The 24,977-nt window shown below is 42.6% G+C and carries 21 protein-coding genes; 15 read left to right on the top strand and 6 right to left on the bottom strand.

Translation table 11 applies throughout. The annotated features are described in order from the left end of the window. Positions 1 to 39 precede the first annotated feature (39 nt). Both zipA and ligA read left to right on the top strand, forming a co-directional pair. Positions 40 to 1,593, top strand: coding sequence for a cell division protein ZipA (zipA, locus tag RM556_RS15740; protein WP_311360532.1), 1,554 nt, complete (start codon positions 40 to 42; stop codon positions 1,591 to 1,593). Between the two features lie 5 nt (positions 1,594 to 1,598). Continuing rightward, on the top strand, positions 1,599 to 3,632 hold the full coding sequence (gene ligA, locus RM556_RS15735; RefSeq protein ID WP_311360531.1) for an NAD-dependent DNA ligase LigA: 2,034 nt from the start codon (positions 1,599 to 1,601) through the stop codon (positions 3,630 to 3,632). Positions 3,633 to 3,657: 25 nt separating this feature from the next. Here the strand turns inward: ligA and RM556_RS15730 are convergent, their stop codons facing one another. Further along, positions 3,658 to 4,167: a DUF2062 domain-containing protein gene (locus tag RM556_RS15730; RefSeq protein WP_311360530.1), complete on the bottom strand. Its 510-nt coding sequence runs from the start codon at positions 4,165 to 4,167 to the stop codon at positions 3,658 to 3,660. 31 nt (positions 4,168 to 4,198) lie between these two features. Between RM556_RS15730 and RM556_RS15725 the strand changes: the two genes are divergently transcribed. The 5 genes from RM556_RS15725 (at position 4,199) to kdsB (ending at position 10,482) form a co-directional block, all read left to right on the top strand. Continuing rightward, positions 4,199 to 6,595, top strand: a complete 2,397-nt coding sequence (locus RM556_RS15725) for a DNA internalization-related competence protein ComEC/Rec2 (RefSeq protein ID WP_311375048.1) — start codon at positions 4,199 to 4,201, stop codon at positions 6,593 to 6,595. A 115-nt stretch (positions 6,596 to 6,710) separates the two neighbouring features. After that, positions 6,711 to 8,459: a lipid A export permease/ATP-binding protein MsbA gene (gene msbA / locus RM556_RS15720; RefSeq protein WP_311375047.1), complete on the top strand. Its 1,749-nt coding sequence runs from the start codon at positions 6,711 to 6,713 to the stop codon at positions 8,457 to 8,459. A 2-nt stretch (positions 8,460 to 8,461) separates the two neighbouring features. Beyond that, the gene (gene lpxK / locus RM556_RS15715) at positions 8,462 to 9,457 is read left to right on the top strand and encodes a tetraacyldisaccharide 4'-kinase (RefSeq protein WP_311375046.1); all 996 of its coding nucleotides are present in this window, start codon (positions 8,462 to 8,464) and stop codon (positions 9,455 to 9,457) included. A gap of 50 nt (positions 9,458 to 9,507) precedes the next feature. Then, entirely contained in the window at positions 9,508 to 9,708 is a 201-nt protein-coding gene (locus RM556_RS15710; RefSeq protein ID WP_311360526.1) for a Trm112 family protein, read from the top strand. Continuing rightward, positions 9,709 to 10,482 (top strand): 3-deoxy-manno-octulosonate cytidylyltransferase, encoded by a 774-nt coding sequence (gene kdsB, locus RM556_RS15705; RefSeq protein WP_311375045.1) that lies wholly within the window; start codon positions 9,709 to 9,711, stop codon positions 10,480 to 10,482. A gap of 177 nt (positions 10,483 to 10,659) precedes the next feature. On the opposite strand, the gene rimO is transcribed toward kdsB, so the two are convergent. Next, positions 10,660 to 12,102 carry a 30S ribosomal protein S12 methylthiotransferase RimO gene (rimO, locus tag RM556_RS15700; protein ID WP_311375044.1) on the bottom strand — a complete coding sequence of 481 codons (1,443 nt, stop codon included), beginning with the start codon at positions 12,100 to 12,102 and terminating at the stop codon, positions 10,660 to 10,662. Positions 12,103 to 12,334: 232 nt separating this feature from the next. Between rimO and RM556_RS15695 the strand changes: the two genes are divergently transcribed. The 3 genes from RM556_RS15695 (at position 12,335) to RM556_RS15685 (ending at position 16,450) form a co-directional block, all read left to right on the top strand. After that, positions 12,335 to 14,143: a GGDEF domain-containing protein gene (locus RM556_RS15695; RefSeq protein WP_311375043.1), complete on the top strand. Its 1,809-nt coding sequence runs from the start codon at positions 12,335 to 12,337 to the stop codon at positions 14,141 to 14,143. A 192-nt stretch (positions 14,144 to 14,335) separates the two neighbouring features. Continuing rightward, positions 14,336 to 15,853: a hypothetical protein gene (locus tag RM556_RS15690; RefSeq protein ID WP_311375042.1), complete on the top strand. Its 1,518-nt coding sequence runs from the start codon at positions 14,336 to 14,338 to the stop codon at positions 15,851 to 15,853. A gap of 126 nt (positions 15,854 to 15,979) precedes the next feature. Beyond that, positions 15,980 to 16,450, top strand: a complete 471-nt coding sequence (locus RM556_RS15685) for a DUF2919 domain-containing protein (protein WP_311360522.1) — start codon at positions 15,980 to 15,982, stop codon at positions 16,448 to 16,450. A gap of 21 nt (positions 16,451 to 16,471) precedes the next feature. Here RM556_RS15685 and RM556_RS15680 read toward each other — a convergent pair whose 3' ends face one another. Beyond that, positions 16,472 to 16,879, bottom strand: coding sequence for a hypothetical protein (locus tag RM556_RS15680; protein WP_311360521.1), 408 nt, complete (start codon positions 16,877 to 16,879; stop codon positions 16,472 to 16,474). Between the two features lie 15 nt (positions 16,880 to 16,894). Further along, complete coding sequence (locus RM556_RS15675; protein ID WP_311375041.1) at positions 16,895 to 17,803, bottom strand: LysR family transcriptional regulator; 909 nt, start codon at positions 17,801 to 17,803, stop codon at positions 16,895 to 16,897. 128 nt (positions 17,804 to 17,931) lie between these two features. On the opposite strand from RM556_RS15675, the gene RM556_RS15670 reads away from it, so the two are divergent. Continuing rightward, positions 17,932 to 18,615: a hypothetical protein gene (locus RM556_RS15670; protein ID WP_311360519.1), complete on the top strand. Its 684-nt coding sequence runs from the start codon at positions 17,932 to 17,934 to the stop codon at positions 18,613 to 18,615. An 8-nt stretch (positions 18,616 to 18,623) separates the two neighbouring features. Here RM556_RS15670 and tcdA read toward each other — a convergent pair whose 3' ends face one another. Further along, entirely contained in the window at positions 18,624 to 19,403 is a 780-nt protein-coding gene (tcdA, locus tag RM556_RS15665) for a tRNA cyclic N6-threonylcarbamoyladenosine(37) synthase TcdA (RefSeq protein WP_311360518.1), read from the bottom strand. A gap of 152 nt (positions 19,404 to 19,555) precedes the next feature. Here tcdA and RM556_RS15660 point away from each other — a divergent pair, with 152 nt between their 5' ends. The 4 genes from RM556_RS15660 (at position 19,556) to RM556_RS15645 (ending at position 24,504) form a co-directional block, all read left to right on the top strand. Further along, entirely contained in the window at positions 19,556 to 20,515 is a 960-nt protein-coding gene (locus RM556_RS15660; RefSeq protein WP_311375040.1) for a glutathione S-transferase family protein, read from the top strand. 37 nt (positions 20,516 to 20,552) lie between these two features. Next, complete coding sequence (locus tag RM556_RS15655) at positions 20,553 to 21,380, top strand: pirin family protein (protein ID WP_311375039.1); 828 nt, start codon at positions 20,553 to 20,555, stop codon at positions 21,378 to 21,380. Between the two features lie 172 nt (positions 21,381 to 21,552). Beyond that, entirely contained in the window at positions 21,553 to 22,971 is a 1,419-nt protein-coding gene (locus RM556_RS15650; RefSeq protein WP_311375038.1) for a mannose-1-phosphate guanylyltransferase/mannose-6-phosphate isomerase, read from the top strand. A gap of 78 nt (positions 22,972 to 23,049) precedes the next feature. Further along, on the top strand, positions 23,050 to 24,504 hold the full coding sequence (locus tag RM556_RS15645; protein WP_311375037.1) for a phosphomannomutase CpsG: 1,455 nt from the start codon (positions 23,050 to 23,052) through the stop codon (positions 24,502 to 24,504). A 20-nt stretch (positions 24,505 to 24,524) separates the two neighbouring features. On the opposite strand, the gene RM556_RS15640 is transcribed toward RM556_RS15645, so the two are convergent. Further along, on the bottom strand, positions 24,525 to 24,941 hold the full coding sequence (locus RM556_RS15640) for a DUF3429 domain-containing protein (protein WP_311360513.1): 417 nt from the start codon (positions 24,939 to 24,941) through the stop codon (positions 24,525 to 24,527). Positions 24,942 to 24,977 lie beyond the last annotated feature (36 nt).

Raw genomic sequence — 24,977 nt, 5'->3', positions numbered from 1 at the left:
GTGTCAGCTATTACAGAATAAAAATAAGAGTAGTTATAAATGGAAGATTTGCGCTATACATTTTTAATACTAGGGGTCGTGGTGATTGTCGCGATCCTTGTACATGGTATTTGGACAATAAGAAAAAATGCCAAAGCCAATGAAAGACCTAAATTTCAATCCAGAGACTGGCAGGGCGACGGTGACGAGCCTACAGTTGATCCATTGGCACACAGTACCAGTGACGACAGTTACGATGATGTTGGCGTGGGGCCGGTGCGCATTATTTCTGGCGCATCTGCAGGCAATGAGCAATTCACTAATCAAAGCATCCCTGACCTTGAAGAAAACGATGAGCATAATGTTGCTGAACAAGATAGCATGCCGGACATCGACCCCACTGATCCTATGGTCAGAAGTGAGGCGCTGGTTGGTGATGATATAGATATTCAAAGAGAGCTTGAGTCGCAAAGTGACGTAAACCAAAGCGGTGGTGAACCTGAGAGTAGCGTAAGAGTTAACACACCAGAATTAGACGAAGGTCTTTCGCTAAGCCACTCAGAAATGGACTTTGCGCAACTGGCAGCGGAGCACGAAGAGGCGCCAGCAAAGTTATATGGCAGTGTCGTGACACAACCTAAGCCAGAGTTTAAACGCCAAACTCGTCCTAGTGAAACTAGTCGGCCACAATCTTCAGATACGAGTATTCCAGAGCCACCCCCGTTCCTATTGAAACCAGAAGCGGCAACGCCTCCTGTGAATACTGATGAAACACCTACCTCTTCAGCTTCAACACCGCCGATGAGTAACGAAGCCACCGCGCCTGCAAAAGCCGCAGCACCTACCAAAACAGTTCGTCCGGAAGTTGATTCTCAAGGGCGAGTAGAGCCAGAGTTTAAACTTGACGCAGAAGAAGTACCAAAAGCGGAAGAAGAGAAGCCAATTAGCCTCGCAGCACAGGCTAGAAAACTGGTTTCCAGGCGCAAAAAGAGCGTTGCGGATAAAATCCGTAAAGAGCCTCAAGTGCAAAATGCAGTGAAGACGAACGAAGAACAAATGCGCATCGACTTCACTGAAGAAGCATCATCACATACCAGTAGCAACGTAGAGCCCATTTCTGCCTCACGTGAGGATGCGCGCGCAAACGCTGAGCCTTCAGCAGGACAAAGCGGCGCCGTCGAGCAACCCACTGATGTTCTCGTATTGAATGTTAGAGCTCCTGAGGGTAACGAAATCATTGGTTCTGCTTTGCTACCCATGCTGCTCACCTTAGGCTTTAAATTTGGCGAACAAGATATTTTCCATCGCCATGTGAATACCAATGGCAAAGGTCCTGTGCTGTTCTCTCTAGCCAACCTATTCAAACCAGGGGTTTTCGATATTGATAATATTGAAAACTTTAGTACACGAGGTTTGTCCCTGTTTATGATGTTGCCAATTGAAGGCGAGCCACAGCAGGTTTTTAATATGATGCACAATGCGGCCAGGAAATTGGCAGATGAATTCGGTTGCCAAATTTTGGATGGCAGTCGAGGCGTACTCACGAAACAAGGCTTGCAGAAGTATTCTGAGCGTATCCGCGAGTTTGAAAGAAAACGAATTAACCGACAGTAGTAGGCATGACCGAATTAACTCAAGAACAAGCGCAAGTTGAAGTACAAACCTTACGAGCACAATTAGAAGATCATAATTACCAATATTACGTGATGGATGCGCCTAGCATTCCTGACGCAGAATATGATCGCTTAATGAAAGCGCTTATTAAATTAGAGAAAGCATTCCCTGTATTGCAAAGTCCGGATTCTCCCAGCCAGAAGGTTGGTGGTGTTCCTTTGTCGAAGTTTGAGCAAGTCACGCATGAAGTTGCAATGTTGTCACTCGACAATGGCTTTGAAGAAGAAGACCTCAACGCATTTGAAAAGCGTCTGCAAGACCGCTTATTAAATTTCAACGATCTGGAGTTTAGTTGTGAACCAAAACTTGATGGTTTGGCAGTGTCGATTTTGTATGAAAATGGCGTATTAGTTCAGGCGGCGACACGCGGTGATGGTCAAGTCGGAGAAAATATTACGCAAAATGTGAAAACTATTGCTAATGTGCCTATCAAGCTGAGAGGAGACAATATTCCTACTCGCGTTGAAGTTCGTGGAGAAGTTTTCATGCCCAAGCAGGGCTTTGATCAGCTTAATGATAATCAACGATTGGCGGGTGCCAAAGTATTTGCGAACCCAAGAAATGCTGCTGCAGGTAGCTTGCGACAGTTAGACTCGAGAATTACCGCGAAACGCCCCTTATTGTTTTATGCCTACAGCATGGGCGTCATTGAAGGTGAGAGTTTGACTAAGCTCGATTTGCATACAGAACGTCTAGCAGCGCTAGGTGACTGGGGCATTCCATTATGTAAAGAGTCTTCAGTAGCGAGAGGCGCTCAAGCTTGTATCGATTATTTCAGAAAAATTGGAGAGCAGCGTAACAGCCTTTCTTACGATATTGATGGCGTCGTTTTTAAGATAAACGATATTGGCCTCCAACAACGACTTGGTTTTGTGTCTAAAGCGCCACGATGGGCGATGGCACAAAAATTCCCAGCACAAGAAGAAATGACACGACTATTAGACGTGGAGTTTCAAGTGGGTAGAACAGGGGCCATTACCCCTGTTGCTCGTTTGGAGCCGGTGTTCGTTGGAGGTGTCACAGTGTCGAATGCCACTTTACATAATCAAGATGAAATTAACCGCCTTGGTGTTCGTATTGGCGATACAGTGATTATCCGTCGCGCTGGAGATGTTATTCCACAAGTCGTATCTGTAGTGCTCGCTGAAAGACCTAAAGATGCCAAGGAAATTGCTTTTCCTCAACATTGCCCAGTGTGTGAGTCACACGTTGAACGCACAGAGTCTGAAGCTGTAGCGCGATGCACCGGTGGTCTCGTGTGTGCGGCACAGCGTAAAGAGGCAATTAAGCACTTTGCATCTCGCAAGGCCTTCGATATTGATGGCTTAGGAGACAAGATTGTAGAGCAATTAGTTGAAGCAAGCTTGATTAAAAACCCAGCCGACCTTTTTAAACTCAACCTGCCAATGCTGACATCCTTAGAACGCATGGGAGATAAGTCTGCGGTCAACTTGTTAAATGCGTTGGAGTCTGCAAAATCAACGACGCTCGCCAAGTTTCTATACTCTTTGGGTATTCGTGAAGTAGGAGAGTCGACCGCAAGAAATTTGGCCCTTCACTACCGTGAACTGAGCGATATCATGAGCGCGGATATTGATTCATTGATTGAAGTCCAAGATGTTGGTGAAATCGTTGCGCAGCACGTGTTCCACTTTATGCGTGAGCCGCTCAATATTGATATTATCGAAGAGTTGATTGCTTTGGGGATCACTTGGCCAGCAATAGAAGAGGCATCAAAAGAACAGCAGCCTTTGCTAGGCAAAACCATCGTTCTGACGGGTACTTTATCGCAAATGGGCAGAAGTGAAGCGAAAGCTAAGTTGCAAGATTTGGGTGCTAAGGTGTCGGGCAGTGTGTCAGCGAAAACCGACTTATTGATCGCGGGTGAAAAAGCGGGCTCTAAGTTAACTAAAGCTGAATCTTTGAATATCGAGGTGTGGAACGAAGACCAAATGTTAGCCTTCTTCGCCGAGCAATAAGCTCACTCTGCATGAGTTTGGAAGTCTATGCAGACTTCCGAGCTTTCCAAGCGCGCATGACCGAATAACGCCAAACCCAATCTAAGCTGAAATACCCCAATACTCCGAAAAACACTGAGCAAATTGCACACCCTAATAGGAAGGCTGGGCCAATAGTGCCTAAGCTTTCTGCTAACCACGTCCAACTCAATTCAAACGTAAATTTATCAACTTCAGTCCCAAGTACAGTACTCCCGACAAGGTAAGCACCGTAGAATATAGGTGGCATGGTGAGTGGATTGGTAATCCAAACGGTTGCTATCGACAAAGGTAAATTGACTCTAAAGATGATAGCCACAGCGGTAGAAAAAATCATTTGAAAGGGTACTGGCCAAAACGCAAAAAACAAACCAACACCGAATGCGCCACTCGCCGAACGACGATTTAAATGCCACAAATTAGGATCGTGAAGCAGTTTACCGAATACCTTGAGGTAACGGTTTTCTTTCACTGCTTTGTGATCCGGCATATAACGTCGTATAAACTTTTTCGGCATTCTTCTGTTTTTATCTCTCTAGGAGACCTCATTGGCAAGTCATGAAAAACCGATGTTCGCCTTCATCATGATCTGCTTTAGTAGCATGTTCTGGCCAGTCTTACCGGCGATGTCTATGCTACCTGTGTTGTGTGTTTTAACTGCACTTTGTTTGTACTTTTGTTCCAGAAATTGGATAACAGGTTTGGTCATCGGCATTCTTTGGGCGAGCAGTGTAGGACATTGGTATTCGTCTTGGCAACTCCCGTATCGTTTTTTTAATAAAAATATCATGATAGAGGGCGTTGTAGACTCGCTTCATATTGAACAAAATCAAGGTGAACAGATCAATTATCTCGAAGATACCTATGTATATCCAACTCCTTTAGCTAAGATCAAAAAAAGTCAGGAAAAACCGCCCGCGAACAAAGTATATATAATCAAAATCAAGCGTTTGGGTGTGACCTCGTTGACTCAGCCCGTGTTTGTTAGAGTGTCATGGTTTGCACCTACTTTACGACTGCGCCAGGGCAATCAAGTTCAATTGCTAGTGACATTAGCGCCACCACACAGTGTGTTAAACTCTGGCGATTTTGTATTGCAAAAATGGCTGGCAAGCAAGAATATTGTTGCCTTGGGGAAGGTGCGCGCCAGCCCCTCAAATCAAATTGTCGATGCTAGTATCACTTGGCGCCAATCCCTTGTTGATCAAGTTCAGAGCATAGGTTTGGAGCACAGTCGCTGGATCATGTCGCTTGCTGTTGGCGCGCGTCAGGGTTTGACAGCTGAAGATTGGGAAATACTCCAAGTTAGCGGGACAGCACACTTGTTTGCTATCTCTGGCATGCACTTGGCTATTGTGACAGGTTTGTTCATCGTAATATTCAAAGCCATCGCTTTTCTATTTTATCACTTACGCGCTAAGCTAAGTGGCAAATATCGAAGTGCATTTCTTTTACAAAGGAACGTCATTAGAATTTGCTTAGTACTTAGCCTACCTTGTTGTGCTTTATATGCCGTACTAAGCGGTCTGCAAGTTCCCGTTTTACGAGCGCTTCTTGGACTAATATGTTATCTCTACTTAGTCTATTTCTCCTTGTATTGGCGCTTTACTAGCGTTTTCTTATTTCTACTGTGTACTTTTTTAATTATGTTCCCGCTATCCATACTGAGCCTGAGCTTTTGGTTTAGTTTTTCAGCAGTGCTGTTGATTGTTTTCTTTATATGGCGTTTTACACAAAAGGGGATGTCACTCAAACAAAAAGTACTGAACCTCATTTACTTACAAGTATTTTTAAGTGTGTTTATGTTACCCGCTACAGCCGCTAATTTTGCCACAATATCCATCATTTCACCTGTTATTAATTTACTGCTGTTGCCCCTGTTTTCGTTTGTTTTGGTTCCTCTTAGCTTACTATCTATTATTTTGCTGCTGCTTTCGTTCAATAGTGCAGCGACTTCTATTCTGTTTGTACTTGATGGATTGTTTGATCTGCTATTGTCCTTGCTCACTTTCGCTACATCATTGCCTATGTCTGGTTTTCGTGGCTTAGCGTATCCAGGCCTTTTTTGGTGTTTGGTAATCGTACTCTTACTCTTCATCGCCTTACCTTTTTGGCCTCAACGTAAGTTTATTGTTTCCAGCCTCATTGTTTGTATGTCCCTAAGCATTTTTGAGTGGCCTGTACCAAAACACAGGTGGAAAATGACCCTTGTAGATGTGGGACAAGGTTTAAGTGTGTTAATTGAATCAGAAGGCGAAGTGTTAATTTATGATACTGGACGAGTATTTCCTGATGATATTTTGCCTATGGGTGGCAGGAGGGGAGACTTTTCTTTCGATGTGGATACCCTAGTTAACTCGCATTACGACAATGATCACGCTGGGGGAAATGGTTTCTTGTTCAGTACATATAACGTTAAAAGTGCCTTTGGTCCTGATTATGGCTGTTATCAAAGCACAGATAAAAATCAGGAGCCATGGTTGAAAGGCGTAAAAATCGATGTGCTTTGGCCCTTACATGCTGTGAGTGGTGAGAATAACAATGAGTCTTGTGTATTGAAAATAAGCAAAGGGGAATTCAGCGTTTTATTAACAGGAGATATTGAGGCAGAGGTTGAGCGTAAGCTTGTCGCTTTATATAAAAATACAGGTGAGCTCAAATCAACGATACTGGTGTCGCCACATCACGGCAGTAAAACGTCATCAAGCCTAGCGTTTGTAAAGCATGTGCAAGCGGAATACGCCTTGGTTAGTAGCAAATTTATGAATCAGTGGGGCTTTCCGCATGCGTACGTTCTTTCAAATTATGCTTCGATTGGTACAAAGGTGCTTAATACAGCGTATGACGGCAGCATAGGGATTGAAATTGGACAGCAGGGTTACCATATTCACACCATGCGTGGCGACTTTTTAAGCCCTTGGTACATGAATATCCGTCGTCGTTAAGAATATTTGGGGATTAAGGCCGCTTCCGTTAGAATGTGCGAAGAAATAGATTCTGGTGGTAAAGGTCAACAGGCCCTAACAGCAATAAATTATAAAACAAGGAGCTACGCGCAGAATGACTGCCAATTTAGAGCCTGAGCAGAAAGTGGTAAAACGCTTTTTAAAATACTTAGTCCCATTCAAACTGCCATTCTTTATCGCCATTATTGGCATGCTCGGCTATGCAAGTATTGATTCTTTAGTGATTTCACAACTACAACCAATGATAGATGTGGGCTTGAATGACGATAATTCTGACTTCTTGCGCATTGCAGCCTATGCGATCGTTCCCATTTTTATCGTGCGCGGCTTATTCAATTTCATGGGGACTTACACTTTGAGTTGGATAAGTTCTCAAGTAGTGATGAAAATGCGTCAGCAGTTGTTCGAAAAATATATTCATTTGCCTGTCGAATTTCACGATCATCAATCTGCAGGCAATCTCATATCAAAAGTGACGTTTGATACCGAACAAGTCGCAAATGCTGCAGGAAAGGCCTTCTTGACCTTGATCAGAGAGGGGGCATTTGTCATTGGCTTATTAGTGGTGATGTTCTACAACTCGTGGCAGCTATCTGCAATATTCCTCATCATTGCCCCCTTAGTCGCCATTATTGTCAGCTTTGTGAGCAAACGTTTCCGAAAGGTCAGCAAAGCAATCCAAAAAGCAATGGGCTCTTTGACGACGGGTGTTGAGCAGGCGGTGAAAGGACATAAAGTCGTGTTGATGTTTGGTGGACAAAAATTAGAATCAGAGAAATTTTTAGAAACGAATAATCACAATCGTCAACAGACTATGAAACTTGCTACGGCACAGATTTTGAGTGTCTCTACCATCCAAGTGATCGCTTCTGTTGCCTTGGCATTTGTCTTATTTTTGGCAAGTACACCAAGTATGCTACAAGACTTAACCCCAGGCGTATTCACCACTGTCGTGTTCGCTATGATGGCTTTGCTTAAACCATTAAAACAGATCACTACCGTTAACAATGAGTTTCAGAAAGGTATGGCAGCTTGTTCCAGTATTTTTGAGCTATTAGACCATGAAGACGAAGTTGATACCGGGAAACGCGAGCTTACGCGCATTAGTGGCGATTTATCTTTTAAAGATGTGACGTTTACTTATCCGAGTAAAGATGAGCCAGCTCTGAAGAACATCACTTTTGATGTCAAAGCAGGACAAACCATCGCTCTAGTGGGTCGTTCAGGAAGCGGTAAATCAACCTTATCAAATCTTCTGACTCGTTTTTATCAAGCAGATTCAGGCGACATTATTATTGATGGTGATGCTATTGAAGATCTTAGCTTAAAGTCACTTCGCAGACAGTTTGCTTTGGTGTCTCAACAAGTCACCTTATTCAACGATACCGTAGCGAACAATATCGCTTATGGCTGCGCAGACACGGTCACCAGAGAACAAATCATTAAAGCTGCGGATATTGCGCATGTTACCGACTTTGTGAACCAACAAAAGAGTGGGTTCGACACAATTGTTGGTGAAAATGGCGTGACCTTATCCGGCGGCCAACGCCAACGGATTGCGATTGCAAGAGCTATCCTAGCTGATTCACCGGTATTGATATTGGACGAGGCCACTTCGGCGCTAGATACCGAATCTGAAAAATTCATTCAGCAAGCACTGGATGAGTTGCAAAAGAGCCGCACAAACATTGTGATAGCACATCGCTTGTCAACGATTGAAAAGGCCGACCTCATTCTAGTAGTAGAGCAAGGCGAAATAATAGAGCGGGGCACGCATACTGAATTGCTGGCGAAGCAAGGTATGTATTCGCAATTGCATCAAATGCAGTTTTCACAGGCTTAATGATGTCGCTTCAAAAAGCGTGGTTTAGCGAGCGTAAATGGGTCTACCTTCTTTTACCGCTAAGTACCTTGTTTTATTTATTGAGCGCTTTACGAAGGCTCGCCTTTAGGCTTGGTCTACTTTCATCGGGTAAACCTGCAGCAAAGGTCATTATTGTGGGTAATATTTCCGTAGGTGGTAATGGTAAAACACCCACGGTAATTGCCATTGCAAAACACCTATCATCGAAAGGATATTCTTGTGGCATCTTATCGAGAGGTTACGGTGGTGATCAAACAGAATTTCCATACCACGTTAAGTCGACTGATGAGCCGAGTTTGGTTGGCGATGAACCTGCCTTAATCAGTCGACGATTGTCTTGTCCGGTAGTGATAGATCCGGTGCGCAGAAGAGGGGCTGATTATTTATCGACCACTCTGTCTTGCGATGTGATTATTTGTGATGACGGTTTGCAACATTATGCTTTAAAAAGAGATTTTGAAATTGTGGTCATAGATGGTAGAGGCATTGGTAATGGGTTTTTGTTACCCGCAGGTCCGCTTAGAGAAACTCAAAAACGACTAAAGAATGTCGATGTTATTGTTCACAATAGCGAGTTAGTTCCATCTTGTATTTCACAAGAATTGAAACCTAAAACCGTTCAAATGCGTCTGAGGGCGACACGCTGGGTAAACGTCAAAAGCGGTCAAATAAGTGATAATATAAGAGAAAAATCCACACTCGAACAATGCTCAGCGTTAGCAGGGATCGGCGACCCAAAACGTTTTTTTTCTACACTCAAAGCGCTTGAAATCGAGTGTGGTGAATTACTGCCATTTCCGGATCATCACCAATTTACCAAACACGATTTACCCAACAATATGGTGCTAATGACTGAGAAAGACGCGGTGAAAATAAAACCTTTCGCGCACGAAAATTGTTGGTATTTGGAAGTTGAAGGGGATATAGAAGCGTTATTTTTTGAGAAAATAGAACAGAAGCTTAACAGCGTACAGTAAGTTGTAGGATTTGTTAGCTTGTATTAGAAATTGACTAAAAGGAGAGTTATATGGCTTTTGATAAGCAGTTACTCGACATACTTGCATGCCCTGTGTGCAAAGGTAAGCTTTTGCTGCCAAAAGAACAATCTGAGCTTATTTGTCGCTTCGACAGGCTTGCGTATCCTATCAAGGATAATATCCCCGTACTGTTGGACACAGAAGCTAGGGAGCTAAGTCTTGATGAGCTTGAAAGCCTGAAGGGAGCATAAATGGACTTTATTGTCGTTATTCCAGCTCGATATGGTTCAACACGCTTTCCTGGCAAGCCTCTGGCTATCATTCATGGAAAACCCATGATTCAGCATGTCGTCGAACGCTCTGTTGAAGCAGGTGCCACAAGAGTAATTGTGGCTACCGATGACGAACGAATTGCAAAAGTCGTTGGTAGTTTCGGTGCAGAGGTGTGCATGACTAGCAATACTCATGAGTCGGGTACCACCAGGATTGCAGAAGTGATCACCATCAACGATATTGACGACGATACGATTGTGATTAATGTGCAGGGCGATGAGCCATTTATCCCAAGTGGTAACATTCAACAGGTAGCGCAAAACTTACATGACAACCAGGATATTCCAATGGCAACACTTGCGTATCCGATTGAAGATGTAAATGACATATTCAATTCAAATGTAGTCAAAGTGCTAAGTGATAAGCGAAAGCGAGCAATGTACTTCTCACGCGCGCCAATACCTTTTGACCGCGATGCTTTTGCGGGAAGTGGTGTCGTTGCTCAAAACGCGGATATTGCCGAATTAGCATCGGTATACTTAAGGCATATTGGTATTTATGGTTATCGAGCCGGCTTTATCAATCAGTATGCTAGTTTAGCACCTAGCCAATTAGAAAAGACAGAATCGCTCGAACAGCTAAGGGTGCTGTGGCATGGCTACGACATTCATGTTGACGTTGCTAACCATGCACCACCTCATGGTGTGGACACACCAGAAGACTTAGAAAGATTAAACCGCAGCGATATTTAGGTGCTTAGTATTTAGGTGAGTAGTATTTAAGTGAGTAGTATTTAAGTGAATAGAATGAAAAAGGTTACACGTAATGATACGCGTAACCTTTGTGGGCTTTTAGCAATATGACTTTTTGAAAAAAACTCGTTTTCTGTTCTTTTTCGAATTTATGGAAAATTACGCACCATAAATAACTTAATCAGTGCTGGTTTCATCGTCTTCTTCGACGGGAACTGCCCATAAATCATGTTCGTCAGCATGAATGATTTCAACCCATAAACGTTGGCCGGCTTGGACGTCGAAAACACCATTTAGGTGTACAACACCATCAATTTCTGGAGCATCTCCGAAAGTTCTAGCAACGGCGCCTTCAGCATCAATACTGTCAATAACAACGTTGTACTCACTACCAATTTTATCTTGTAAGCGTTGTTGACTAATTTCTGACTGTAAAGCCATGAAGCGTTGGAGTCTGTCTTCCTTTACATCTTCATCGACAGGATCAGGTAGCTCGTTTGCCTTTGCTCCTTCTACAGGCGAATACTTAAAACAACCGACTCGGTCGAGTTGTGCTTCTTTCAGAAAGGTCAATAACTCTTCAAACTCTTCTTCGGTTTCTCCTGGAAATCCAACTATAAATGTTGAGCGGATAACGAGTTCTGGGCATATCTCGCGCCATTTCTTGATTCGCTCAATCGTTCGGTCGGCAGAACCAGGCCTTTTCATCAGGCGAAGAATACGCTTATTGGCATGCTGGAATGGGATATCTAAGTACGGCAGAATTTTACCTTCTGCCATCAGGGGGATTAAGTCATCTACGTGTGGATAAGGGTACACATAATGTAGTCGGATCCACATGTCCATTTCACCCAACTTCTCACACAACTGTTGCATGTGTGTTTTGACAGGCATCCCGTCCCAGAAGTCAGTCTTATACTTCACATCGACACCATAGGCGCTAGTGTCCTGAGAAATAACCAATAGTTCATTTACACCGGCTGCTTTCAAACGTTTGGCTTCACTCAGTACCTCTCCAACTGGACGACTGACTAAATCCCCGCGCATTGACGGAATAATGCAGAAAGTACAGCGATGGTTACAACCTTCAGAAATTTTCAAATAAGCAAAGTGTTTTGGGGTTAACTTAATACCGTGGTCGGGTACCAGATTCAGGAAAGGGTTATGCTCTGGCTTTGGGAGGTGCTCATGGACTTGATTGACAACTTCCTCGTACGCATGTGGACCGGTAATAGATAATACATTTGGGTGTACTTCTCTAATTTCGTCTTCTTTAATGCCTAAGCAGCCAGTCACAATTACTTTACCATTCTCGGCTAATGCTTCTCCAATCGTGTCTAGAGATTCTTGCACTGCAGAGTCGATAAATCCACAGGTATTTACGATGACCAGCGCCGCGTCATTATAGCTTGGCACCACGTCATAACCTTCTGTACGTAACTGAGTTAGAATACGTTCTGAGTCGACTAGGTTTTTTGGGCAGCCCAAACTAACAAAGCCAATTTTCGTGGTTTGCTGAGTTGGTTCAAGTTGTTTAACGGCAATAGATTGCTGCGCTAAAACGTCTTTGGGACCTTCCATAGTGGTGGTCTGATTAGGCTTATACTGATTAACTGTCATTAGATTTTTCATGCTTTGCTTTAATGGCGCGAAGTATAGCGTAAACCGAGTTTTAACAGAACTCCTTTATCGCTTTCCAGCCTTTTGTTTCTGCACAAACTAGCGCTTAATTCGATAGTGGCCTGCCAGTGACTGCCAAGCTAATGTTTTTGTATTCATCAGATAAATTGAAAAAGAAGCAATGCCGTGTAATTATTCACCATCATCTTTTTCAATTAGACAAGAGTAATCCGTGTTTTTTCATCCCAGCATCAAGTTTGTCACGATATTGTCAGTACTCGTTTCATTTAATATCAAGGTTGCTCTCGCCCAAGATACTCCCGACATCAATGACTTTATCGAACGTGTGAAAGTGAAAACCTTTGATTGTCCAAACAGTGAATTAATGCCACAACTTAATCGTTTTCTCGATAGCGATAGCATCCCCCAAGATGCGCGCTTTCAGTTGGGTGCAGAAAAAACGCACTGGCTAATTTGTACTGGCAATTTTTCCGAAGCGCAAACCGAAATTGATAAGTTACTAGCAGACCCTCAGGCTGACCAATCACAATATTACTATGCCTCTTCGGTCTACCAGAAAGGCTTCATTTATGATGTACAAGAAGATCAGAAACGTTGTGATTATTACGCTCAGGCACGAGAGTTATCCAAAGAAAAACACGATGATATTAGCTTAAGCGCGGAGCTTGGCCTAATGACTTATTGTGAAGAAGAAATCAGTGAGGGAGAAAAACTCGCTCGTTTGTATCAACTCTTAGAAAAGTATTCGTTTCGAGGTGATCAACCTACGGTTGCGCATATTCATAATCAAATAGGCCTGCTATATGGTCGAATTGGTCAACATGTATTAGCTGCAGAGCAGTTTTGGAAAACTTATGAACTGGGGTTTAAGCACTATGAAGGGGCTAACAAATATGCTTCTCTCATTAGTGTATTTACTTCTTTGATTGCTAGCTCACAATACGAAGAGGCGCTGAAAGTAATTGATTTATTGGATACGGCTCGTGAAGAAGAGCTCGGTAATCTTGTGCATGCTTGGTATTACTATGCATTAGGGCGGTATCATCAAAGTTTGCAGAACGGTTCAGCATTAAAGGAAGTTGTGCGCAATTGGAAAGCCTATTTTGAAGGAATGGAAACCAGTATATATGCCGGAATGCATCGATGGTTTAAAACCGAAGTGTGTATTTACGAGGAAGATTTAGCTTGCTTGGGCGGTTTTGTTGTTGAGGAAGAGAGTAAAGGCCCAGCATCGCTTAGCTTCATGCGAGGAAATGCTGATCATTTGAGTTTACTTGCAAGGGCTCATTTAGCATTGGGTGACCAGGCAAAAGCCAAGTATTACTTAGACACTTTTTCCCAACAAATGCGCATTAAATTAGCGAATAACCAGTCATCAGGAAAGGTGCTAGGGGTGGCGAGCTTATATAGCAAAATAGATGAGCTAGAAACGGACTTGAACATAGCAAAACTAAACAGAGAGCGTGTTATCTATATTTCGATAGGGATTGTCTTATCAGTGATTCTATTTTTTGCTTTTGCGTTCCATCGCAAGCAGCTTGAAGCGCAGTCTTACGATTCAGTCACTAAGTTGTTAAATAGCCAAGCAGCAAGAACCAAAATCAAAAAGGTTAGTGCACCCTCAGGCAACAAGTCGAATGCCTTGGCCTTATTTGACTTGGGTAATTTTAAAGAGGTGAATCGTTTATTAGGCTCAAGCAACGCTGATGAAGCGCTGCAGCAAATTGCCATGACGTTTAAAAACATCACTAGAGAGTCTGATATTCTGGGTCGAATTGCGCCAGAACAATTTTTATTGTGTTTGACGGATATTGAAGAGGAAACAGCAAAAAGTTTCTTCCAACGAATTCAATTTGCTCTGCAAAATACAAACTTGGGCGTCAGTAAAGGCATCAATATCAGTGTTAGGTCTAGTATGAGTATCTATGTCACGACCAAAACATTTCATGATCTCGATGACGTGATTGACGACATGACTCTCAGCCTTAGTCTGCAATCAGAACAGCCCAATAATACCTGAGTTTACACAGCATCCTAAACTGACAGTACAATGTAAAGAAGTGTCAGTTTTTGCCCGTGAATGTAAGTAAAGTTCAAGCTTTGTAAAAGACTGTAAAGGTATAGAACTTCCTCGCTAATCCAGAGACCTATCGTGTGATAACAAGCATTAATAATCAGTTGCTTGTTCGCTTTCACATATATAGGAAAAAACATGATAAACAACAAAAATAGGCAGGGGCTTTCCGTTCTTTTTAAAGCATCTTTTATTGTCGCAAGTGCATTATTAATGGCTGCTTGTGGTTCGGATAGTGACGATGACGGCGAAGATGCATACATTAAACTTTACAATGCATCGCCCAATGCGCCAGCAATTTTCTTAAGCCTAGACGAAGATCTTGACGAGGACGATGATGATGAAGTCGAGATTACTTACTCTTCGGTCCGCTTTGGCGAAGCGGGCACTACTAAGACGATACCGACTGATACCTATTTTGTTGAACTCGCTTGGCAAGAAGAAGATAGTTCAGCGCGCTCGGATTTAACGCTGATTAGCCAAGAACAACTCAGGCTCAGTGCTGATAGTATTCATATGATAGTGTTGGCAGGCGATATTCTTGCACCTAATATCTTAAGCTATGACATACCTGTGATAGATGACGATGAAGACGATGATCTTGACCAATTTAATTTGAGAGTACTGAATATCAGTAGCAATACAGCAGCCTATGATATTTATTTGTCAGACTCTGATGAAACCTTCAATGAAGCAGAATTGATCGGTAGCTTTAGTCCAGAAGAGCTTTCTGATAATTTAAAGTACGATCAAGAACAGTACCTTTTTTATGTTACTGAGGCCGGAAGCAATGACGTTGTTTATCAATCAAATGAAGTGACTTTTAGCTTAACCGCGCAATATGTCCTCGCTATTCGCGATAACACAGGTGTTGGTAGCGCTCCTGTGGTCTTAGATCTTCTTTCCAATAGCGCGACAACTAATTTGCCAGATGATGACTCAGAGGCGAGGGTACGCTTCTTTAATGGTATGCAAGTGAGTGAATTATTACCAGATTATACGGGGGCAGTTGATATTTTTACCGCTACTAACGCGGAAACAGCTGATGTTACCAGCTTAGCTGAAAATACTTTCAGTACTGCTTTAGACAAAGATAATGGCGATTTTAGCGTGAGAATTATTGACACAAATTCAGAAGAGAAGTTATTTGCCAATCAATTGTTGAGCTTGCCAGAAAATACCTACAAAACAATATTCTATTACATTCAAGAAGAAGCGGTTGATGAAGACGGCGACGGTAATATTGATGAAAATGATGACGGTATTGTAGATGCTTATAGGCCGGTTCTGCGAACCCTTGAAACAACTAATTCTGAGGGAAGCAGCATATACGAACACCAAGTGAAAGTGGTGAATCTAGTTGATAATTTAGATTTCTCTCGAATAGTGGTTTATTTCGTCAAGAGTGATGAAATTATTTCCACTGCAGAAGCGACTCGTACCGTCGTATTTGGCAATCAATCGAGTTTGTTTTTGAGGAATAATACGTATCAGGTATCCGCTGTTGCTGAGATTGATGGCACTGAAATAATTCTAACGCAAAGTGAATTAACCTTGGATGAGGACAGTGGACCATTATTCATGATTATGGTGGAAGATGTGAATGCAGAAAATGAGGTGAGTATTCAATGGGAGTCTCAAATCAGTGGCCTATAAAGGCAAAGGGTAAAATAGAGTAAGGCGAAGTAAAGGCTTGAGAAAAGCACTATACTTCTAGCGATGATCCTTGTATAAAATGCGGCTGTTGTACTACGGCCGCTCAAGGAAACTAAAAGCAAGCACATGAAATTACCATTGCCTCTACATAAATATGATGAGAATGGGCGTGTAAAACCACCCCTGATGTTAATGCTATCGCTGGTTTTTCTTGCTAGAAGCATTGTCGTTTTCATTGCTTCTTTATCGTTTCGTGAGGACGGTGGTTTGCTATTGAGTTTGTTTTATCCAGATAAATATCAATTTTATCTATCACTGAGTAGCGCAATTCCAGCCTTGGTTTTAATTTTTGTAATTGGTTTTAGAGAAAAAATTTGGAAAGCAGGTAAAGCCAAGTTGTTTTACGTTTTACCTTGGTTTATCGGCATTGTTCTTTGCGTTGACATATTATTGCAGCTTTATATCGTCACAAAACTACACTTTCAGTTTTCTTGGCCTAGCGCTCTGAGCTTGCTGGTGACAATGCTAATAGTGTGGTATTTATTCTTAAGCGCAAATGTTAAGGTCTTGATAAAAGACTGGCCCTTAAAAGAATAGTCTAGGGCCTTTCATTCATTACTACTGCGTCAACTGCCCAAGGGCTTCGTCAAAATATCGTTTGACGCTAATTTTACTATTATTCACAAGTCTCTCATAACAAATACCGGCGAAAGCAAAAGACTTGTCATTAAAAATCAACATGATGGTCGGTGCATCTTCGTTTTCGATATTGTATTGCCATTGACCGCCAGCTAGTTTTCTAAACGTTTCACCAATGTACGCACCGTATATATTGCATATGGTGAACACGGCTTTGTCTTCTAGCGCTTGTTCTTTATAGTTTTCCAAGAATTGAAGGATGATTTGATCCACTTGCGCCACACTGTCGACTGAATAGTCTAGCTGCACATTGAATTCTTCTTGGCTTGTTGTGATTGCGTCGTTTGCACTATCGCGCATCAATTGGTTTAAAGCTTGTTGTTCCATAGCCACTCTTTTTTATTAATCCAGACAAGAAGGTAAATCAATTTCACGATGATGTAAAATGAGCTTCTCTAAAAGCTGTGTCCCAGGGCCTTTATTATCCGGCGTCGGACAGACTAAAAATGCAGTCATTTGTTTGAAAGTGCTCCCTTCGACCGTCAGCGAAACGAGTCTGCCGTCATCAATAAGGGTTTTAACACGATGATACGGTAACCAACAGAAGCCCATTTTTTGCAACAGCAAATCAATGGCCGTATCGAACTGGCTAACGGTCCATCTATTTTCTGATTTTAGCCAACCGCTTTTTTCATCAGGTCGCTCTGCAGAGTCTTTGATGACTATTTGTAAGTGCTGTGCTAATTCATTTGGGTCAATGGGGCTTTGCATACTTGCAAGGTCGTGCTGCGCATGACAAACAAGCACAAACTCAATATGCGCAATTGGCTCGCCCAGGAATCCTTTAGGAACTTGCATATGAATAACCAAATCGGCCTTGTGGCGAGTGATTGCATCTTCGGTGCCAGTCAACACATGGTCAATGATTTGTAGGCGACTGCCTCTCGATTCGGGAAGAAAGTCCTGTAACACAGGAAATAGAAGAGAACGAGGGTAGGCTAAGTCAACGACCAGCGAAATTTCTGGCTCCCAATCTTGATTGATATTGACTGCTAGCGATTCTAAGTCCTCAACGTTCTGTGTTAAATAACGTGAACGACGAAGCATTACCTCACCGGCTTCCGTGAGAACAGCTTTACGTCCCACAACTTCAAGTAGTTGCACGTTTAGCATGTTTTGCAGTTTGGCAACCGCATGATTTAACGAGGACTGTGATTTATTGAGCTTTTCTGCAGCTTGTGCATAACCCCCGAAATCAACAACGGCTTGTAGTATTCGCCACTGCTCTAAGGTGCTTTTCGGCCTATACAAAATGTGCCTGTCCTTCTATAAATTTTGTGTGTGAGATTTTTATGATTAAAAACATGTAATTAAATTTCCTGATCTTCTCTTAAAGCATAGCGTAAACTTACGATAAATCACGTTTTAATCGGTTTGATATGAAATACGCATCGTTTTTACCTTTGTCAGCGCTTGTTGCCCTTAGTCTTATTGCTCTATTAGTGCATTACCAAGTGATACCACCAGGCTTAAGCATTCTCGAGTCTTTACAAAGCAGCATGGCGAGCGGCTTTTTTGTGATGATATTCTTGATCATCCTTCTCGAATCGATTATCTATATAGGTTTTTATTTTCCAGGGCAGTTTTTCGCTGTCATCCTCGTCGTAGGCTCCAAGCCAAATACCATGGATGTGGTTTACTTAACTATCTGCATGGTGTTGGCTGCGACAATAGGATCGTTCATTAACTTTATGTTGGGAAAAATGGCCGCTAGGCGTCAAGAAAGGAAGGGTGAGCCTCCTGAAACCGAAAAAACCAAACTAAAACATCTACTGTTGGCTATGATCCACATTAATTCTTTAGCCTTTTTTATGTTCTCTCAAGGTAACCAAAGAAAATCTCCGAAAGTCATTGCGACTGCTGGATTGTTAAACTTACCGTATTACCTTCTGCTGATAGCCGGCACTGCCGTGCTGAGCGAACAAGTAATGGCGATGGCTGAAAATACCGCGCTACTCATCAGCATTGTATCCTTGTGGCTGCTTATCGCTTTGTATTTTGATGTGAAAAAGCATCGCTCAAGTGACAATAAAGGCGACGATAAAGGTGACGCAAAAGCATAGTATTAGTCTTATTTGAGTATATGTTTGATTGCTCTGCTGGCAGCAACTAAACCAAATGTGGCTGTCACACCAACAAACGCTCCAAAGCCAGTGCTGCAATCCATTTTACCGCTGCCTTGTTGCTGTGTTTTTTGGAAGCTAACAGTGCCATCGGGCTGTGGATAGCGCAGTTGCTCTGAGGAGTAAACGCATTCCACTCCAAAATTACGCTTTGGATTTTTACTGAAATTATAAGAACGTCTTAATTCTGATCGAAGTTTAGCCGCGAGTGGGTCTTGTATTGTTTTGGCTAAGTCGTTGCATGTTACCAGCAGCGGATCGATTTGTCCGCCCGCGCCACCGACAGTAATGACTTTTATTTTGTTGCGTTTACAAAATGCAATCATAGATGCTTTCGCCTGCACACTATCCACTGCATCTATCACCACATCAAATTCATTGGACAGATAGCTTGAAAGGGTTTCTGACGTCAGAAAGTCTTCAATAGCATTAACCTGACAATCGGGATTAATATCCAGCATTCTTGCTCGCATCACCTCGACTTTCGATTGTTCTATCGTCGAATCGAGGGCATGCAACTGACGATTAATGTTAGTGCTAGCAATGTCGTCTAAATCTATCAATGTAATATTACCAACGGCGCTACGGGCCAGCGCTTCAGCAGTCCATGAGCCAACGCCACCAATGCCAACAACGGCAACATTTGCGCTCATCAATTTTCTAACACCTTGTGCCGAATATAATCGGCTTAAGCCAGAAAAACGGCTTGGAATACTCGCTTCGTTCATTCATTTTCTCTTAAATAAGTTTCTTATCATGCCATTCATTTAAATAATTCTATTTAATCGAACGATTTATGCGATTAATAGCAAGTTACGTCCGATAAATTTAATGCTTTAATAACTACATTGAAAACGCAAGGCATTATGAGGAAATCATCATGGGATTACTAGTAGGCGGTAAATGGCAAGACCAATGGTACGATACTAAAAAGAGTAATGGCAAATTCGTTCGCCAGGATTCGAAGTTTAGACACACTATATCCAAGGAAGATGGCAGTGAGTTTACACCTGAATCTGGTCGCTACCATCTTTATGTTAGCCTAGCGTGTCCGTGGGCACATCGAACCTTGATTTTTAGAAAGCTGAAAGGCTTAGAAAAGCATATCAGTGTGTCAGTGGTCAGTCCGGATATGCTGGACAATGGTTGGGTGTTTGGTGGTTATGATGGTGCAACAGAAGACCACCTTTTTTCGTCCACTTACATGCATGAAATATACACCAAAGCTCAGGCCGATATTACAACTCGTGTCACTGTGCCCGTTCTATGGGACAAACATACAAATCAGATCGTCAATAATGAATCTGCAGACATCATTCGCATTTTTAATTCTGCATTTAATGAATTGACTGGCAATACAGATGATTATTACCCAGAAACTTTGCGCGATGGTATCGATGAAGTGAATGAGTTTGTTTACGACAAAGTGAACAATGGTGTTTACAAGTCTGGTTTTGCAACGACTCAAGAGGCGTATGAATCGGCCGTAAGCGCATTGTTTGACGGTTTAGATACCCTAAACGAACGATTGAGCACACAACGTTACTTGATGGGCGACCGCATCACTGAAGCCGATTGGCGCTTATTTACAACCTTAATTCGTTTTGATCCAGTTTACGTTGGGCATTTTAAGTGTAATTTGAAACGGATAGCAGACTATCCTGCATTGTCTGGCTATGTGAAGGAGCTTTATCAAATTGACGGCATTGAAGAAACAACTAACTTTGATCATATCAAACGTCATTATTATTACAGCCACACGATGATCAACCCAACACAAGTTGTCCCAAAGGGCCCCGTGATGGATTTGCAATCAGCACATGGTCGTGAGCACCTGTAGGCTAGCGTTTGGGCAAATTGGCTCATTAGGAGATATTATGAATAGTAAAATTATACAGATAGTGCAGGGCATGGCTGCGTCGGATGGTGCGGGTGTTAAACTGAAAAGAGTATTAGGTCAGCCTGCACTCAAGCGCCTCGATCCTTTTCTGATGTTAGATGAGTTCGGTTCTGAAGATGCTCAGGACTATATTGCAGGCTTTCCACAACATCCGCATCGCGGGTTCCAAACCGTGACTTATATGCTGACTGGAAAGATGGGACATAAGGACTCTGTTGGCAATGAAGGTATTATCGAAGACGGTGGATTGCAATGGATGAATGCAGGAAAAGGCATTATTCATGAAGAAATGCCAATGCAAACAGAAGGGCGTATGCGAGGTTTTCAACTTTGGGTTAATTTGCCTGCGAGTGAAAAAATGTCAGCACCTGGCTATCATGATATTCCGTCTAAACAAGTGCCAGAACTGAAGATAGGTAAAGCGTCCACTGTTCGTGTATTGGCAGGAGAATATGAGGGCCAACAAGGAGCCGTCAGCACACAAGCGGTGAAACCACAGTTCTTCGACTTACATTTTGTGGGAACAGAGGAAGTCACATTGCCAACAAAAGCAAGTCATAATGGCTTTGTTTATGTTTATGAAGGAGATATAGAGATTTCTGGAAAGCGCCTAAGTAAAGGACAATTAGGTGTGATTGACTTTGCAGATACACTCACAATACAAACGTCAGATGATGCCAGAGCAATATTAGTAAGCGGTGAACCTATAGGTGAGCCGGTTGTTCAATACGGTCCCTTTGTGATGAATAGTCAGGAAGAGATTAATCAGGCCTTGCGTGATTATCAACAAGGTATATTAGCATAAACGATAAGAATCTGAACTTCGATTAGTTTTTTAAAATTAATGTATTTTATGGCGTAATATTGAGCCGTTTCTCAGTATTGCGCAGTATTTCTTGCTTTACACCTTCTTTGTCATTGAAAAATCGGCCATTCTTCAATAACATCGAAGTAATTGTGATTTTAAAGGAATACAAATGAAACCTGTCGTACTTGCTGGTGGCACTGGAAGCCGACTCTGGCCCAAATCTCGCGCTGCACTTCCAAAACAATTTCTCGCACTTACTTCGCAAGCGACCATGCTGCAAGAAACCATACAGCGATTACCGAAAGCAACGATGGACAGTCCTTTATTCATTTGTAATGAAGATCATCGTTTCCTAGCAGCAGAGCAATTGCGCTCAGCTGATATTTCATATGATAAAATTATCCTCGAGCCAGTAGGGCGAAACACAGCTCCTGCAATTGCGCTGGCTGCACTGCACTCCGTCGCCAGTGGTGAAGACCCGATCATGCTAGTACTAGCCGCAGATCACCTGATCAGTCAGCATAGTGCATTTCATCAAGCGATAGCTAAAGCTTCCAAGCTTGCCGAGGCAAACAAGTTAGTTACATTTGGCGTGGTACCAAACGAAGCTCATACAGGGTATGGCTACATAAAAGCTGGCGCTGCCCAAACCAACGACGGTTTTGATGTCGCGGAGTTTGTGGAGAAACCAGATGCTGCCACCGCAGAGAAGTATTTAGCCAGTGGTGAATATTACTGGAATAGCGGCATGTTCATGTTCAAAGCCAGTGTCTATCTTACTGAGCTAGAAAAACATGCGCCTGAAATCTATCACGCGTGTGTCAAATCAATGAATGCAACAGATACAGACATGACCTTCTTGCGCGTAGATGAGGAAGCATTTGCGGCGTGTCCAGATGACTCCATCGATTACGCTGTGATGGAAAAAACAGCGGATGCCTGTGTCATTCCATTAGACGCAGGGTGGAGTGATGTTGGAAGTTGGAGTTCGCTTTGGGACACAGCTAGTGATAAAGACGCAAATGGCAACGTAACGGTCGGCGACGTCATGCTAGAAGGCGTTAATAATAGCTATATTAACTCTGAGCAAAGACTGATTTCTGTGATTGGCCTTGATAATGTGGTCGTGGTTGAAACGAAAGATGCGGTCTTGGTTGCTAATAAAAATAAAGTGCAAGATATCAAACATGTGGTAAACGAACTAAAAGCCAAAAAACGACCGGAGTTTCAGTTCCATCGTGAAGTTTTCAGACCTTGGGGCAGTTATGATTCTGTTGATAACGGCGAACGTTATCAAGTGAAGCGCATCAGTGTGAAACCTGGAGAGAAACTGAGTGTACAGATGCACCATCACCGCGCAGAACACTGGATTGTCGTTTCGGGCACTGCAAGCGTGACCGTCGGTGAAACCACAAAACTGGTGACTGAGAACGAGTCCATCTATATCCCAATTGGCGAAGTACATGCCTTAGAAAACCCGGGGAAAATCTTACTAGAGCTTATTGAAGTTCAGTCGGGAAGTTACCTTGGTGAAGATGATATTGTTCGCTTTTCGGACCGCTATGGTCGCGCTGGTGTTAAAAAATAAATAAGGTCACGAGCTTGGCCTACCAAGCTCAGTTCTCGCGTTTCTAACGCTATAATTATTAAAAAAAAGATTGATGACATGACAAGTATTACTTGCTTTAAAGCATACGACATCCGTGGTGAACTCATTGAGCAACTGACGGAATCTGTAGCCTATCGGATAGGGCGCGCTTTTGCTGAAGAACTACAAACTAGAACAGTTGTAGTCGGTGCAGATGTAAGAAAAACCTCGATACCTCTTAAATTGGCCTTATCTGCAGGCTTACTCGATGGCGGTGCTAAAGTGCTCGATATCGGCATGGCAGGAACGGAAGAGATTTATTTTGCGACTAAACATTTAGGCGTAGATGGCGGTATTGAAGTGACAGCATCGCATAACCCAATTAATTATAACGGCATGAAGCTAGTGAAGTCTGGCTCAGTTCCTATATCTGGCGACAGTGGTTTATTTGCTATTCGTGATAGAGCGCAAACTTACGATGAAATGAATGTTCAGGCTCGAATGATAGCCTACAGTGGGGCTGAACTGGTGAGTGACAAAGATTTTCTTGAAGGATCTCACTCGATCAAAGAGATTAAGCTGCTCGAAACCAGGCGCTACGAACGCGTAAGTTGTGTCAACGACTACGTCTTGCATTTAAGTGAATATATTGATTATCGCAAGCTTAAACCAATAAAGTTGGTTGTAAATGCGGGTAACGGCGCTGCTGGCCCAGCACTAGACGCTATTGAGTTATTTTTTCAACATCAGAATGTGCCAGTGGAGTTTGTCAAAGTTCATCATCAAGCTGATGGCAATTTCCCAAATGGCATTCCGAATCCTTTATTGCCTGAAAATCGTGCTGATACAGCGGATGCCGTACTGGCTCACAAAGCTGACATGGGCATTGCTTGGGATGGCGATTTTGACCGTTGTTTCTTATTTGATGAACAGGGTGAGTTTGTTGAGGGTTACTATATTGTTGGCTTGCTCGCTCAAGCATTCTTAGCCAAAGAGAAAGGGGCTAGCATCATCTATGACCCGAGAGTGTATTGGAATACCGAAGAAATTGTTAAGACTAACGGCGGCAAACCTATTAAGTCTAAAACAGGGCACGCTTTCATAAAAGAAAGGATGCGCAAGGAAGATGCAGTATACGGCGGCGAGATGAGTGCACACCACTATTTCCGTGACTTTGCCTATTGTGACTCTGGTATGATCCCTTGGATGCTGGTTGCTGAGCTTATTAGCTCTAGCGGCAAACCGCTTTCTATGCTGGTAAAAGAACGTATTGCGGCATTTCCTTCGTCGGGAGAAATTAACTCTACAGTAGAGAACGCAGGTTTAACGATTAAAAAAGTAGTTGAGCACTATCAAGATCAAGCGGAGCATATCGATAAGACAGATGGTATCGGCATGGAGTTTGGTTCTTGGCGTTTCAACTTACGTAAGTCTAATACCGAGCCGGTTATTCGACTTAATGTTGAATCAAAAGGTGATATTCCATTAATGAAAGAAAAAACCGCAGAATTGATGGCGTTAATTACTGCCTAGATGATACGACGGCAATGAGCTTACAATAAGCTCATTGCTAAATGCGATAGCACGACCACGGTTGTCAAAATCATTCTCAATTGGGTATATGCAATAATCTTGTGTTTTTCCATCTTCAATGTGTATTTATCATACATGAGCATCCCGATAAACGAGCAGGATAAAACACCTAACAGGATTGAACCAGATAAGGTAACCAAGCTAAGCCAAGCAACAATACTGGGTAGCATAGCAACATAAAGCTGGTGTGATGCTTCATCCTTTTGGAGAGCATCAAACCAATGGATTCCACCAAAAAATGACAAGATGATTGCTGAATACTGCACAAAGTATTGATATGCAAGCATATTATCTAAAAAATTAGTAAACGCTAACAGTGGAAGCCCCACAAACGGTATGAGTCCCGCGTAACCCAAAATCCAAAATTGTTTATTCATTGCTTTCTCTTTTTACTGTTTACAAGCCAATCAAGG

This window comes from Alteromonas sp. W364, assembly GCF_031846205.1.
Lineage (GTDB): Bacteria > Pseudomonadota > Gammaproteobacteria > Enterobacterales > Alteromonadaceae > Glaciecola > Glaciecola blandensis.
This window is presented reverse-complemented; position numbering and strand designations above follow the sequence as displayed.